The sequence below is a fragment of the Chryseobacterium flavum genome (assembly GCF_003385595.1).
GTDB lineage: Bacteria > Bacteroidota > Bacteroidia > Flavobacteriales > Weeksellaceae > Chryseobacterium > Chryseobacterium flavum.
The window spans coordinates 236,371-250,043 of sequence record NZ_QNUE01000001.1 but is presented as its reverse complement, the minus strand read 5'-3'; the positions used below and the strand labels follow the sequence as shown (position 1 = coordinate 250,043).

11 protein-coding genes are annotated in these 13,673 nt (G+C 39.3%); 5 read left to right on the top strand and 6 right to left on the bottom strand.

The annotated features are described in order from the left end of the window. Positions 1–4: 4 nt before the first annotated feature. From DRF59_RS01090 to DRF59_RS01075, 5 genes are all read left to right on the top strand, one after another. The gene (locus tag DRF59_RS01090; RefSeq protein WP_123873641.1) at positions 5–1,057 is read left to right on the top strand and encodes a helix-turn-helix domain-containing protein; all 1,053 of its coding nucleotides are present in this window, start codon (positions 5–7) and stop codon (positions 1,055–1,057) included. Positions 1,058–1,191: 134 nt separating this feature from the next. After that, positions 1,192–2,196, top strand: coding sequence for an NAD-dependent epimerase/dehydratase family protein (locus DRF59_RS01085; protein ID WP_241505454.1), 1,005 nt, complete (start codon positions 1,192–1,194; stop codon positions 2,194–2,196). A 480-nt stretch (positions 2,197–2,676) separates the two neighbouring features. After that, entirely contained in the window at positions 2,677–2,829 is a 153-nt protein-coding gene (locus DRF59_RS20680) for a hypothetical protein (protein WP_167456630.1), read from the top strand. A 434-nt stretch (positions 2,830–3,263) separates the two neighbouring features. Next, a complete protein-coding gene (locus tag DRF59_RS01080) occupies positions 3,264–4,052 on the top strand; it encodes an SDR family oxidoreductase (protein ID WP_115956446.1) in 789 nt (262 codons plus the stop codon). A 70-nt stretch (positions 4,053–4,122) separates the two neighbouring features. Further along, the gene (locus DRF59_RS01075) at positions 4,123–7,608 is read left to right on the top strand and encodes a glycosyltransferase family 117 protein (protein WP_115956445.1); all 3,486 of its coding nucleotides are present in this window, start codon (positions 4,123–4,125) and stop codon (positions 7,606–7,608) included. 95 nt (positions 7,609–7,703) lie between these two features. Here DRF59_RS01075 and DRF59_RS01070 read toward each other — a convergent pair whose 3' ends face one another. From DRF59_RS01070 to nirK, 6 genes are read right to left on the bottom strand one after another with little or no spacing between them, the layout of a single operon-like run. Then, a complete protein-coding gene (locus DRF59_RS01070; protein WP_115956444.1) occupies positions 7,704–9,947 on the bottom strand; it encodes a nitric-oxide reductase large subunit in 2,244 nt (747 codons plus the stop codon). 12 nt (positions 9,948–9,959) lie between these two features. Further along, on the bottom strand, positions 9,960–10,685 hold the full coding sequence (ric, locus tag DRF59_RS01065; protein WP_115956443.1) for an iron-sulfur cluster repair di-iron protein: 726 nt from the start codon (positions 10,683–10,685) through the stop codon (positions 9,960–9,962). 40 nt (positions 10,686–10,725) lie between these two features. After that, complete coding sequence (locus tag DRF59_RS01060) at positions 10,726–11,151, bottom strand: c-type cytochrome (RefSeq protein WP_115956442.1); 426 nt, start codon at positions 11,149–11,151, stop codon at positions 10,726–10,728. A gap of 12 nt (positions 11,152–11,163) precedes the next feature. Further along, positions 11,164–11,730 carry an SCO family protein gene (locus DRF59_RS01055; RefSeq protein WP_115956441.1) on the bottom strand — a complete coding sequence of 189 codons (567 nt, stop codon included), beginning with the start codon at positions 11,728–11,730 and terminating at the stop codon, positions 11,164–11,166. 11 nt (positions 11,731–11,741) lie between these two features. Continuing rightward, on the bottom strand, positions 11,742–12,566 hold the full coding sequence (locus DRF59_RS01050) for a formylglycine-generating enzyme family protein (RefSeq protein ID WP_115956440.1): 825 nt from the start codon (positions 12,564–12,566) through the stop codon (positions 11,742–11,744). Positions 12,567–12,601: 35 nt separating this feature from the next. Continuing rightward, positions 12,602–13,636 carry a copper-containing nitrite reductase gene (gene nirK / locus DRF59_RS01045; RefSeq protein ID WP_115956439.1) on the bottom strand — a complete coding sequence of 345 codons (1,035 nt, stop codon included), beginning with the start codon at positions 13,634–13,636 and terminating at the stop codon, positions 12,602–12,604. Positions 13,637–13,673: the final 37 nt, after the last annotated feature.

Below are 13,673 nucleotides of genomic sequence, written 5' to 3'. Positions count from 1 at the left end.
TTTGATGAGACTTTTTAGTCAGGTAGATAAATATGTAAGAAGAGTTATTGTATTGCTTATATGGGGGTATGTAATGGAAATGATCTATATAACTACAATTTTCTTTTATAATTTTGACCAGGAAGCATTTATTCAAACAAAACCCTTTAATTTTCTCTCCATGCTGGTGCTTCCTGTTATGTTCTACCATTTGGTTTTTAAGTTGACAAGGCTCAGGACTTCCGAGGAATTTACACTCTGGCACTATGCTGCTCCTTATGCTCTGGCTGCAGCATATGGAATATGGTTTATGCTGATGCCTGAAGAAATCAGAAGAAATACAAACGATAAAACGTTTCAATGGGGAACAGGATATGAAGGATTTGTCATTTTTGATTATGCGCGATTCTATATAAGAATAACTTTAAGTCTGATCTATACATACTTGTCAATAAGAAGAGTGATTCTGTACAGGAAAGAAATTGTACAATACTCTTCTAATTTTGAAGTGGCTTCTTTGAGATGGCTTTATCAGATTTTTGGAGCTTTGTTTCTGGTTATCCCGTTTCCGCTTCTATACTATTTTATTGATAATGAAGCCTACACGCGTTTTATAGGATTGATCATTCCTAATTTATTCCTGCTTTTCCTGAATGTGATCCTGTGTTATCATATATTCAGGCAAAATTTTATACTGCTGACGGAGGACATTATAGCGGACAGGCTTGCCGAGCAGGAAAAAGGAAGCAGGGAAATGCTCAATCATGAGACCGTTTCCAGATACATGATTCAGGAAAAGCCTTATCTGGATCCAAATCTGAAAATTACAGACCTGATAACAGTTTTCGGGACCAACCGGACATACTTGTCTTCTTTTATTAATACAACATACGGATTAAATTTCAGTATGTATATAAACCGGTTCAGGCTGGAAGAGTTTGAGAGATTAAAAAAACTGCCGGAGTATGAAAACGCGGAAGATGAAGAACTGGTATATCTTTCCGGATTCAGGAGTTTCCAGAGCCTCAAGAGAAGCGAGAAGATCCTGAAATCTTCTTCAAAGTCGGCTTTATATTAGAAGTTTACAAGTCCCTGTTCAGACCTGCTTTTTAACAATACCAGTTACGCAAGTCAGATACTTTGTGAGCCTGCTCATAAAGTGTTGATGCGGTATATACCTACATTTATAGGATATGGAATAATTTAATATACATGGGTAATATTGCTTTTGTGACCGGAGCTACAGGAATTCTTGGAAGAATTATTGTTTTTGAGCTGCTGAAAAGAGGGAGGAAGGTCCGGGCTGCCAGAAGAATATCCAGTGATCTTCATGAAGTCAGGATATCATTACGGTGCTACAGCGAACAATCGGATATGTATTTTAACAGGATTGAATGGGTTACGGTGGACTTTGATCAGCAGTCCAGCCTCCGCAATGCTCTGCAGGGGGTGGAGGAGGTATACCATTGCGCAGCTAAGGTAAGTTATGATCCGGCTGACCGGAAAGAAATATACCATACCAATGTCAGTGGTACCCAAAGTATCCTGAGAGCCTGCAAATACAGCAATATAAAAAAGTTTCTATATATAGGATCTTCAATTATTTTTGACAGTGAAAAGGATGGTTATATTGATGAAAAATCCCCTCTGATCAGCAGTAAGAATAATACGGATTATGCGATATCAAAAGTTAAAGCGAACAGAGAGGTTTGTAAAGCTTCTGCAGAAGGTCTGAATACCATTGTCCTGAATCCGGGAATGATCATAGGGAGCGGAAACTGGCAAAGCAGCAGCGGTGAGTTGTTGCAGATCCTTATCAGCCGGTTTTATACATTTTCAGGAGGAGCAGGATGGGTAGATGTAAGAGATGCAGCAAAGATAGCTGTAGAGCTGATGGATAAGAATGCTTTTGGAGAGCAGTTTCTTATTGCTTCCGGGAATCTCAGGTACAGGGATATCGCCAGGATAGCCAAAATGAAGCAGCATAAAAATAAGCCATTTGTTTTATCCGGAAGAATTATGCACACAGTCTGTTTTTTTAAGCCTTTTTTAGGCTGGCTGTTTCCGGAATTGAGACTGCTTACCAAAGCTAATATTGAATTTCTGAGCTCTTTTCAAAAAGTATCCGGTCAAAAAATAGTGAAAAAACTCAATTATCATTTTATCGGTATTGAGGAATGCCTTAGTTTTCACGTCGGTAATTTTATTCATAGATAGTGGGTCAGAATAATTATTTTTATCTTTTGAAAGTATAAATCCTCCTTTTTCAGACATTCAGATTAAAGATCCATAGAGATTTCAGACCGGCTTTGCAGAAAATTTGATTGATGATTAGCAATATATTTAAAATACTGATAATGAATTTTTTATAAAAAGGTAAATCTGAATTGTTAATTTGTCATATTGTTTTTTACCTTTTTTACATTATATAAAAAAAGACCTTTTTACTTTTGCGCCGTCAATGAAGTAGCAATTGACATGATGCTGATTTTCCAAACATTTTAGCCCTATATTGATATTCCATTGTATGGATTACTACTATAATCTTAGAAGCTCTTTTTTCAATTCAGGTTAGAATTGTACAACAGTCTCCAATTTTTATCTTATAAACCTAATGGCTGAAAACGGGTATTTATATAAAAATTATATGTTGACAGTCGAGCGAAAGGAGATATAAAGATATTAATCAGAAAATATATGAATCAAAAAGTGATGACAGGAATAGTCTCTGAGTGTATTTCACTAACTGTTTTTGGTCAGGTAGGAATAAATACTGTTCAGCCCCATGCTTCTGCAGCATTGGAGATTGCCGGAACTGATAAAGGATTCTGCCGCCAGGAATTGATCTGAAAGAAATCAGTGACGGTACAACAATAAAAGATGCGGCTACAGGGCTTTTAATTTATAATACAGCCGTAGCTTGCTTTAAATAATATTGATAACCAGTATTTTATATCAATCAGTGCCGTATTCCGGTGTTGTTCTGCCTGATGATGGTACAACATACTGGATCATAGGAAGAATTTAAAAGAATAAACACAATACATCATATCAGGTGTAATCAATAGTATGTATTGACATTTGTATTCTGCTGTTATTTGCTTACAATGCAATCGTAATCCGGGCCGTGGAAATGTTGTTATCCTTTCGGAAATAACGTATTATTTGAAGCTTAAAAGGATACTAACCCCGGAATCTTTAAATTACTCTATTGAATACACCAAGCGAACCTCCAATATTTGGAGGTTTTTCGTATTTTTATAAGACTCAATCATTATTATTGTATGAATATTCAGCTTTTTTCAAAAAATGCTTTAGTGGGAGCTTCCACTCAGGGAATAGGTGCCGGTATTGCCTCCGAACTGGCTAAATGCGGAGCTAATGTTACTCTTATGGCCCGAAATGAAATGAAACTAAGGGATATGGTGTCATCATTACCGGTAGTACACTCCGGACAGAAACATCAATATCTGGTTACTGATTTTTCTGATTTTGAAAATTACAAAAGAATTATTAAAGCCTATTTCCTTACGAATTCTATAGATATTCTGGTGAATAATACGAATGGTCCGGAGCCGGGCCTGGCACTTGATAAGAATACAGATGATTATCAAAGGGCATTTGACCTTCTTTTTAAAACGGTTTGTGAAACCACCTTACTGGCTTTACCTCATATGATCAGCAAGAAAAGCGGACGTATTATTAATGTTTCTTCTTTATCGGTAAAAGAGCCTATTCATAATCTGGTGCTTTCCAATTCGATCCGGTCGGCGGTAATTGCTTGGGCGAAAACATTGTCAAATGAGGTGGCGGCGCACCATATTACAGTCAATACTATTCTTACCGGATATTTTGATACGGAACGTATTCAGAATTTAATAGAACATGAATCTGAACAAACCGGGGCCACTATTGAAGAAATCAGAAAAGTAAGGGAAAATAAAATTCCGATGAAACGGTTGGGAAGGCCGGAGGAATACGGCCATCTGGTTGCTTTTCTGGCATCGGAATATTCATCTTACCTTACAGGAACGAGTATTCCCCTGGACGGAGGACTGAATAATACCTATTAGATACTAATTTCACAAAATCGTGTAATATTTCCGGCCGGTCAGTTGTCCTGTTTATTATTGGAAATATTATATGAAAACCCTGCCTTTTAAAAAATGGAACACTATAGTAGGATGGTTCCTTTTCGTAATTGCTTTAATTACTTATCTTTCTACTATTGAACATTACCTGAGCTTCTGGGATTGCGGAGAATATATTTCTTCAGCAGTGAAACTGGAAGTGACCCATGCTCCGGGAGCTGCTTTATTCCAGATTGCAGGCGCGGTAGCCAGTATTTTTGCACTGGGTAATGAGCAGAATTATTCTATTGTGATCAACGCCATGTCAGCAGTGTTCAGTGCATTTACCATTTTGTTTTTGTTCTGGACGATCACCCATTTTTTGAGAAGGCTCATAAACAAAGACGCTGAAGAGATGACCGGAAGCCGGAAAATCTCTGTTTTATTTGCTGGAGCTGTGGGAGCACTTTGCTTTACCTTCTCAGATACTTTCTGGTTTTCAGCAGTAGAAGGAGAAGTGTATTCCATGGCTTCCATGTTTATTGCACTGTTGGTCTGGCTGATCACCAAATGGGAAATTGAATATAAAGCTGCAGACAGCGAAAGATGGATTGTCCTGATTTTCTTTATTCTGGGGCTTTCTGTAGGAGTACATATGATGTGTATGCTGGCTATTCCTGCTGTATGCCTCGTATATTATGCAAGAAATTATACGTTTACCTGGAAAAGTTTTATGATAGCAAATCTGATAACACTTATTATTCTTGCAATGGTGTTTAAAGTTGTTTTCCCGTCGGTTATGACCCTATTCGGAAGGCTGGAAATATTCTTCGTAAACGGCCTTGGGCTTCCTTTCCATTCAGGAACAATTGCTGCATTTATCTTAATGACTGCGGTTTGCTATTTCCTGATCAGATGGTCCCGTAAGAGTAAAAAAAAGATATATCAGACTGTTATTCTGTCTGCAGTGTATATGATTATAGGATTTTCCTGCTGGATGGTAATTCCAATCAGGGCAAATGCCAATCCTCCGATGAACCTTAATGATCCTGATACGGCAATCGGAATGAGAGATTATTATACCAGGGTACAATATGGGGACTGGCCTACGATCTACGGACAAAATTATACTGCTTTCCTTGATGCAAACGGAATTGAAAAAAATGAAGACGGAAGCTATAAAACAGAGAAAACCGGTGAAATCTATGAGAAAGATGAAAAGACCGGAACGTACAGAAAAACCGGAGACCGTTTTAATTATGTATTCAATAAGTCTCAGGTGAGCTTAATGCCGAGAATGTTCAATGAGGACAAAGAGGTGATGGCTAACTATATTGCTATGTATGGCGCTCCGGATTTTACATTTAACTATGCTAATGAAGAGGTGGCAGATAACCCGCAGGCACATCAGATTTTTGATGAGCTCAGAACCAAATATGAAGATAAATCAATTACAGCTTCAGATTATCTGAAAGTAAAGCCCTATGATCTGATTAAGGTTCAGCGTCCTTCTTTTCTACAAAATATGGATTATTTTATATCCTTTCAGAATGGTTATTATTTTGTAAGATATCTGATGTGGAACTTTGTAGGAAGACAAAACGATCTTCAGGGATATATGGAAAATACCCGTGGAAACTGGATCTCTGGATTTTCTTTTATCGATAATGCTCTGGTAGGCAATCAGGATAAAATGCCTGCCCAATTTAAAAATGAAAGTACGGTAACATTTTTCTTCCTTCCTTTAATTTTAGGATTGATCGGATTCTTTTTCCAGCTGAACAGGGATTTCGGAAGATTCTATGCATTACTTTCTTTATTTATTTTAACCAGCGTAGGGATTATCTTCTATACAGGGGTGAAACCTTTTGAGCCGAGAGAAAGAGATTATGCCATGGTAGGCTCATTCTATGCTTTTGCCATCTGGATCGGACTGGGAGCCGGTGCTATCTTATGGTTCCTGCAATCCAGAATTAAATCCAATGGTGCAAATGTTGCTTTAGGTGTAGTTTTGCTGGGCATTCCTTTTATGATGGGATTCCAGAACTATACATCACATGACCGGAGCAGGAAATCTGCCGCTTATGACTATGCCTATTCATTTCTTAGATCGCTGCCTAAAGATGATATCATTTTTATTTATGCGGATAATGATACCTATCCGGTTTGGGGAATCCAGGAAACGGAAAGGTTCAGAGATGATGTAAAAACGGTAAATTTTACACTGTTGGCTACGCCCTGGAATATTGATCAGGTAAAGAGAAAAACCTATAATGCAGAAGGAATTCCCGGACAGCTGACCCATGAAGATTACAGAGACGGGGTAAACGATCAGATTTATATGATGAAAAAAGAAGACTGGGAAGGACTTTTTGCAATGTTAAAAGAACAGGGAGCACCGGAAACAGAATTCCAGTCATTCAGAAAATATCTTACCCAGGATTCTTTAACATTGAAAGAAGCTATTGATTTCATTAAATTCAAATCACCTGAAAAAGATGAATTATTGAAGATGTATTTTGGTGAGGAAAAGTATGAGAGATTCAATATTCTCCCGGTAAACAAGTTTATTCTTCCGGTAAATAAAGAAAACGCGGTAAAGGCAGGAATTATTTCCCGGGAAGATTTGCCGGACGCAGCAGACCGGATTATGATTACCTATAAAGGGAATACACTTTTCAAAAACAACCTGGTGATGCTGGACCTGCTGGCAAACTTCGACTGGAAACGCCCGATTAGTTTCTCTTCAGGAGGTATTTATGACAGTGAAAATATTTTCTACCTGGATGATTACCTTCAGTTTGACGGTTTTAGTTACAGGCTGGTCCCGATCCGTACCCCTCAAAACACGGATGGTGATAAAGGACGGGTAGATGCCAATGCTCTTTACCAGGTGGTAAAAAATTTCAGATGGGGGAATTTTAAAGACCTGGGTATTCATTATGATGAAACAGCCACTTCCAATATAATCGGTTACAGAATGGCTGTGGGCAGAGCCGTTTCAGCATTGGTATTGGCCGGACAACAAGCAAGGGCCACAGAGCTTTTGGATCTTGCAGCCAGGGAAATTCCTGCTGAAAAATACAACGATCCGCGTTCATTAAGTTTAATGGTGTCCGGATACATTATGGCCGGTCAGGAAAAGAAAGGGATTCAGCTGGCAGAAGATCTAAAGAAAAATATTTTTAAAGAGTATGAGTATTATCTCAGTCTTTCTCCTTCATTCCGGAAAGCTGCGCGGAAACAGCTGAAAACCAAACCTATGGAATATGCCCTTGTGGTCTCTGCGGTTACAGAAGCTTATAAAACACTGGGACAAAAAGAAAAAGCCTATGGATATCTGCTGAAATCTATAGAACCGGTAGATCAGAAGTTGAATGCTTTTATAGCAGGACTGCAGAAAATGGGAAAAGAAAAAGCTGTAAAAGAATCTGGGAATGTCCAGAAGATTACACCTTTTTACCAGTATTTGTTTGAGATCATGGAGCCTTATGATTCTACATATTCCAGGAAGAAAGAAAATGAAATTACTGCAGCAGTTATTAAAGCTACCCGGTAAAACGGCAATTATATTGAAACATCTCACACGAGATGTTTTTTTTATGAAAATAAACCTCACAGGTTCAAATCCTGTGAGGTTACATAAATACTATACTAACGCTTTTCTTTCAATGACCATCCAAACTTCAGTCCCATGATAAAAATAACAAGCAGCAGTTCTCCGGCAGCCAGCAAAATATCTCCGGGAACACGCATCCATCTTAAGAAATGCATCATGTCGGTCTGCATAAATTCAGCGGAACGGGCATACCAGTATCCTTCTTTTATAGAAGCTATTGACTGCATAATTCCTATAGGAAGGAGGCTGATTGTTACCATTACCAGTAGTCCGATATTGGTGAGCCAGAATGCCCAGCCTATAAGTTTGTCATTCCATTGCCGGTCCGGATATAAGCCTCTTAAAACAAACATCATCAAGCCAATTCCCAGAATACCATATACTCCAAACAGAGCAGCATGCCCGTGAACAGCTGTGGTGTTCAGTCCCTGAATATAATACAGCGCTATGGGCGGATTAATGGCAAATCCGAAAATCCCTGCTCCCAGAAAATTCCAGAAACACATGGCAATGAAACAATAGATAGGCCATTTGTAAGCCTGTATCCATTTGGTGGATTTACTGAGCTGGTAATTCTGATATGCCTCATAACCGATCAGGACCAGCGGTACAATTTCCAGTGCGCTGAAAGTGGCTCCCAATGCCAGTACGGCAGTAGGAGTTGCACTGAAATAGAGGTGGTGGAATGTTCCTAAAATTCCTCCTGCCAGAAAAATAATGGTGGAAAATAAAACGGCATTTGTTGCAGATTTCAGTCTTAGCAGCCCAAGTCTTGTAAACAGGAATGCTGCCACTACCGTTGCAAAAACCTCAAAGAAACCTTCTACCCAAAGGTGAACTACCCACCATCTCCAATATTCGGCAATGGCCATATGGGTTTGTCTTCCATACATCAGGCCGGCTCCATAGAACATTGCAATAGCTACAGAAGAAAGAGTAAATAAGGTAAGTAAATGACGGTCTCCATCTTTTCTTTTTAATGCAGGAAGAAGAGCTCTTACCATTAAAACCAGCCAGAGTATAAGTCCGATAAGCAGTAAGACCTGCCAGATTCTTCCCAGTTCTACATATTCATATCCCTGATGTCCCCATAGGAAATTATCAACCAGTCCAAGTTTTTGCATTACTCCCAGCCATTGTCCGGTTAAAGACCCGAGAACAACAATCAGTAAAGCTCCGAAAAGGATATTGACCCCCAGCTTCTGATATTTCGGTTCATAACCTGAAACAGCGGGAGCTATATAAAGTCCTGTGGCCAGCCATGATGTAGCGATCCAGAATATAGCCAGCTGTACATGCCAGCTTCTGGAAACTGACTGAGGTAAAAACTGGTCTAAAGGAATACCATAAAAACCGCTTCCTTCTACGCCGTAATGAGCAGTAACCACACCGGCAAGCATCTGTATAAGGATCAGTAATGCGACCACCCAGATGTATTTCAGCGTAGCTTTCATAGAAGGAGTAGGTTTCATATTTCGAAGCGGATCTTCATGAGGAAGTGCTTCACTGATCTCTTCTTCCTTGTTTCTGGCATGGTAGAATACCAGAAGGCCCACACATGCCAGCAGCAGCAATACACTGAATCCCGACCATAAATGCAGTGAAGGTGGTGGAATATTTCCTACTGATTCATCATGCGGCCAGTTATTGGTGTATGTAACATCGTCTCCTGGTCTCTCTGTGATACAGACCCATGTGCTCCATGCAAAAAATGCGTTCATTTTAGTCATTCTTTCAGGATCTTTGATGGTATTCTCCGGGATTGCATACTGATCCCGGAGCTTTGCCATTGAAGTGTCATTCATGAATAGTTGTGAATAATACTGAGACAGCTGTTTCTGAACTTCAGCCCGTTCATGGGAGAATACGATTTCATTACTGCTTTCATTAAAGGTATTGGTACGCAGTTCTTTTTTCAGCAATACCTGATATTTAGCCTGTTCGTCGTCAGGAAGGTCTGTATAAGATTTTCCATCTTTTTCAGCCAGCTCCCCGAGCAGAAGAAGTGATTCTCGATGCAGGTAATCAGCCGTCCAGTCCGGAGCGATATAAGCACCATGCCCCCAGATACTTCCTACCGTTTGTCCTCCGATAGATTGCCAGACATTTTGCCCGTCTTTAATATCCTGGCCGGTAGCAATTACAGTTCCGTCTGTACTTACTATTTTATCCGGGATGGGAGGAATTTTTCTGTAAATTTCAGTTCCGTAAAATATGAGGACGGCAAATGAAGCAACCATGACTACAGCAAGCCATATCCAGAGTTTTTTAGGTGTCATTGGGTATCATTTTTAAGATTCAACAGTAAATTCTTTTTCCAGTTGGATAGCCTGTGGAAAAAGAATATTATTTTCAAGATGAATGTGTTTGTGTAAATCATTCTCAAAATCCTGAAGCATGGCAAAAGCTACTTTGTAGGTATTGCAGGCATCAGCAGGAGGCAGGTATTCATCTGTAATTTCAGCGATTTTTCTGAAACGTTCTCCTTCCACCGTATGCTCATGCTGCATCATGTTTACCGGGTTTTCAACTGTTCCGAAAGGTGGATGTGGCAAAGCTGTTCCTGATAATTTAGCATTCATCATATTTCTGATAAAGGGGAACAGAATAAATTCTTCCTTCTTCATATGCGCTGCCAGATCCTGTGCAGACTCATTAAATAAAGTGTTGATTTCAAATAACTCAGGATGCCTCTCTCCGTGGACTTTACATAATTTATCGAGGAACGTCTGTAAAACAGGAATTTTTTCTTCTACATAACGATGATGGGTTTTTTCAATATAGTCTGCCAGAAGATCAGGAGGCCAGCTGCTGAAGTCTATTGAAGCTTCCTCATTTCCCGGAAGAGCATCCAGCTCCTCATAGATTCTTTCGGGATCCAGTTTTTTGTTATGACAGGCCTCTTCTATAGTTCTTCCTCCCTTACAGCAGAAATCAATTCCGTGTCGTTTAAAAATAGCGGCCGTTCTGAAATCTTCGGCAACAATATTTCCTATAAAATCTGTTTTTGTATTCATAATATAATACTTTTTTGTCTTTTATTATTTTAAATTTTTTTTACTGTTTTTTAAGGGAAAGGATGTACCTGATCATAAGTTTTGCATTGTCTTTACTTAAGCCTGTATGGGGTGTCATTGGAATATCTCCCCAGTTACCTTTTCCTCCGTCAATAACTTTTTGGGCAAGAAGATCAATATCCGCATCAGTATATTTTGAAGCAATATCCTGATATGCCGGGCCTACGAGTTTAGAATCTATTTTATGACAGGATAAACAGTCGGTTCCCTCTACCAGGGATTTTCCTTCGGCAATTTCTGCATCAGCTCCTGATAGGGGAGTTGCAGCTGGAGCTGTATTCTGGGGTTTAGGTTCATCCAGCATTACATTTGATTCCTGCAGAGGAGGAATTGATTCTTCCTTTTTATCTGAACATGAAGTTACAGTGAGTGAAAACAGCAAAGCTGTTAAAATTAATTTTTTCATAATCTAATCCATTTAAAGTTGTATTTGTTTTTTTATTTCATGTACGATAGCTTCGTAATCACTATCAAGTCCCTCTTTCTGAAAAGAAAGAACTCCTTTTTTTGAATATACCGTTATAATATTGGAATGTGAAAATTCTATAGGGGAGATCTGTTTATACTTTACAGCCATTATATTGGCCAGCTCCCGGATTTCCTCTTCACTGCCGCGGATAAAAGTCCATTCTTTTTCATTGAAACGGTTCATATCAAGATATCTTTTCATTGCATTTGGGGTATCATTTTCCGGATCAATGGAGATGAGTACGTATTGGATCTGGTCCGGATCTGTTTTGCCGACTTTTTGGGATATGGTTCTCATTTCTGCGGTCAGTCTCGGGCAGGCGGTTTTACAGGAAGTGAAAATCATGGCTGTTACCAGTACTTTCCCTTTCAGGTCCGAAAATGTAATATTCCTACCATCCTGCTTTTCCCAGCTTGTGGGAATATTGTAAATGGAATCAGAGGGCGCTTCTTCATCTTTTTTACTGCAGGATAGCATTATTAATGCCACCAGGATACAGGTTGTTATATTTTTCATAAGGATTATTTTTAATTTTTAGCACATCTGAATCCGAGATTATTAAGACAGTAATCGGCTTTTATACTTCCCCGTAAGGCATACCTGATGAAGGCAGCATAGTTTCTTAGGTCAGACGAAGTTACTGCTGCTCCCGCACAGAACAGGTTGTCATTAACGGTATTATCTTTTCTGGATTCTCCGCTCATCATAACAGAATTGAAATCATGAGTCCATTCCCAAACCATTCCGTACAGGTCATGTATGCCGTAATAATTGGGAAGATTCTGTTTTACAGGTTGTTTGTTTTTATTTTTTTTCTGATAAGACTTCAGGATATAGTCTGTAAAGGCAGGTTTTTCAGAAGCATTTTTAGAATGCTGATCCGCCAGTGCTGCATATTCCCATTCATCTATTTCCGGAAGCCTTTTCCCGGCACTTTTTGCATAGGACTCAGCAGCAAACCATGAAACATTGGTCACCGGAGCATCAGGGCTTATTCCTTCCGGAATTTCATAATCGCTTTTCCAATGTTTCAGATAATTGGAATCTGCATATAATTGGAGGACTTTACTTTTTGTCCATTGAGGATTAGCGATAAGAAACTCAAGATATTCCCGGTTGGTAACAGGACTGTCATCCAGATAAAAAGTCTGTACCTTTACAATCCTTCCTGAATCTTTTCCTATAAATGCCTTATAGGTTCCGCCTTGTATTTCAATCATTTTTTTCTGGCTTATAATGGGTTGCAGCTGAGTACGGACCGGAACTTCAGCATCCGGACTGTTTGTCTGTTCAGAACAGAAGACCAATCCCGAGCAGACCGCTAAAAGCGTTATGAATGTAAAAGCCCTCATTACTTCTTTATTTATATCCTGATGAATATTGATAGTCAGTTCTTTTTATAAACTGCCGGATTTTCAGGTCCGGTTACTTTGATCTTACCTAAAGTTCCCTTATTGAATGCCCGGAAAATAGCATGGTCCACAATGACATATTCTCCCGGTACCGTAGCTTTGAATTCTACTATAGAAGCACCACCCGGAGGAATTACAGTGGTTTGTACATTATCGTTGACTTTGCTTCCCCCTTCTATATATACTTTATCAAATATCTCCCCGATAATGTGGAAAGAGGAGGTGAGGTTAGGCCCTCCGTTTCCAACAAAGAACCGTACGGTTTCACCGGTTTTTACCTGAAGTTCTTTATCGCCTAAAAGAGAAGCTGTATTCCCATTAAAGACTACGTACTCAGGATGTTCATCAATAGCTTTATCCATGTCAAATTCCTGAAGCCCTTTTTCGCCAAATTTTCCTTTTGTGTAGAAATCTCCCTGCATGATGTAAAATTCCTTGTCAACTCTAGGAAGCCCGCCTTCAGGTTCAATAAGGATAAGTCCGTACATTCCGTTTGCAATATGCATTCCTACCGGGGCAGTTGCACAGTGATATACATATAATCCGGGATTCAGCGCTTTAAAACTAAAAACAGCTTCTTTACCGGGAGCTACAAAAGTAGCTTCAGCACCACCTGCAGGGCCATTTACTGCATGCAGGTCAATATTATGAGGAAATGTATTATTTTCATGATTCTTTAAATGCAGTTCAATATCATCTCCGACTCTTGCCCGGATGAAGCTTCCCGGAACTGTTCCGTTGAACGTCCAGAAATTGTATTGTGTACCATCCGCCAGTTCTCCTGTTTTTTCTATGGTTTCCAGCTTCACGATAATTTTTTTTGCTGCACGCTGGCCTACAGGTAACGGAACATTAGGTGGGAGTGGCATTTTCAGCTCTTCACTTGTACCGTCTGTTTTGATATTTTCTGTATTTGCAGGATTACCGGAATCTGTTGCAGGGTTTTGTTTGCAGGCATCAAGAGCCAGCACTGCCCATAAAGCTGCAGTGAATAATAGTGTTTTTTTCATAACGTATAATTAATGATTTAAATCTTCTGCATGGGTA

Bases quoted from the DNA above. Each gene is read 5' to 3' on its own strand.
- DRF59_RS01090 (WP_123873641.1), top strand. From the start codon at position 5: ATGAGACTTTTTAGTCAGGTAGATAAATATGTAAGAAGAGTTATTGTA.
- DRF59_RS20680 (WP_167456630.1), top strand. From the start codon at position 2,677: ATGAATCAAAAAGTGATGACAGGAATAGTCTCTGAGTGTATTTCACTA.
- DRF59_RS01055 (WP_115956441.1), bottom strand. From the start codon at position 11,730: ATGAAAAATATAACAACCTGTATCCTGGTGGCATTAATAATGCTATCC.
- DRF59_RS01060 (WP_115956442.1), bottom strand. From the start codon at position 11,151: ATGAAAAAATTAATTTTAACAGCTTTGCTGTTTTCACTCACTGTAACT.
- ric (WP_115956443.1), bottom strand. From the start codon at position 10,685: ATGAATACAAAAACAGATTTTATAGGAAATATTGTTGCCGAAGATTTC.
- DRF59_RS01085 (WP_241505454.1), top strand. From the start codon at position 1,192: ATGGGTAATATTGCTTTTGTGACCGGAGCTACAGGAATTCTTGGAAGA.
- DRF59_RS01070 (WP_115956444.1), bottom strand. From the start codon at position 9,947: ATGACACCTAAAAAACTCTGGATATGGCTTGCTGTAGTCATGGTTGCT.
- DRF59_RS01080 (WP_115956446.1), top strand. From the start codon at position 3,264: ATGAATATTCAGCTTTTTTCAAAAAATGCTTTAGTGGGAGCTTCCACT.
- DRF59_RS01075 (WP_115956445.1), top strand. From the start codon at position 4,123: ATGAAAACCCTGCCTTTTAAAAAATGGAACACTATAGTAGGATGGTTC.
- nirK (WP_115956439.1), bottom strand. From the start codon at position 13,636: ATGAAAAAAACACTATTATTCACTGCAGCTTTATGGGCAGTGCTGGCT.
- DRF59_RS01050 (WP_115956440.1), bottom strand. From the start codon at position 12,566: ATGAGGGCTTTTACATTCATAACGCTTTTAGCGGTCTGCTCGGGATTG.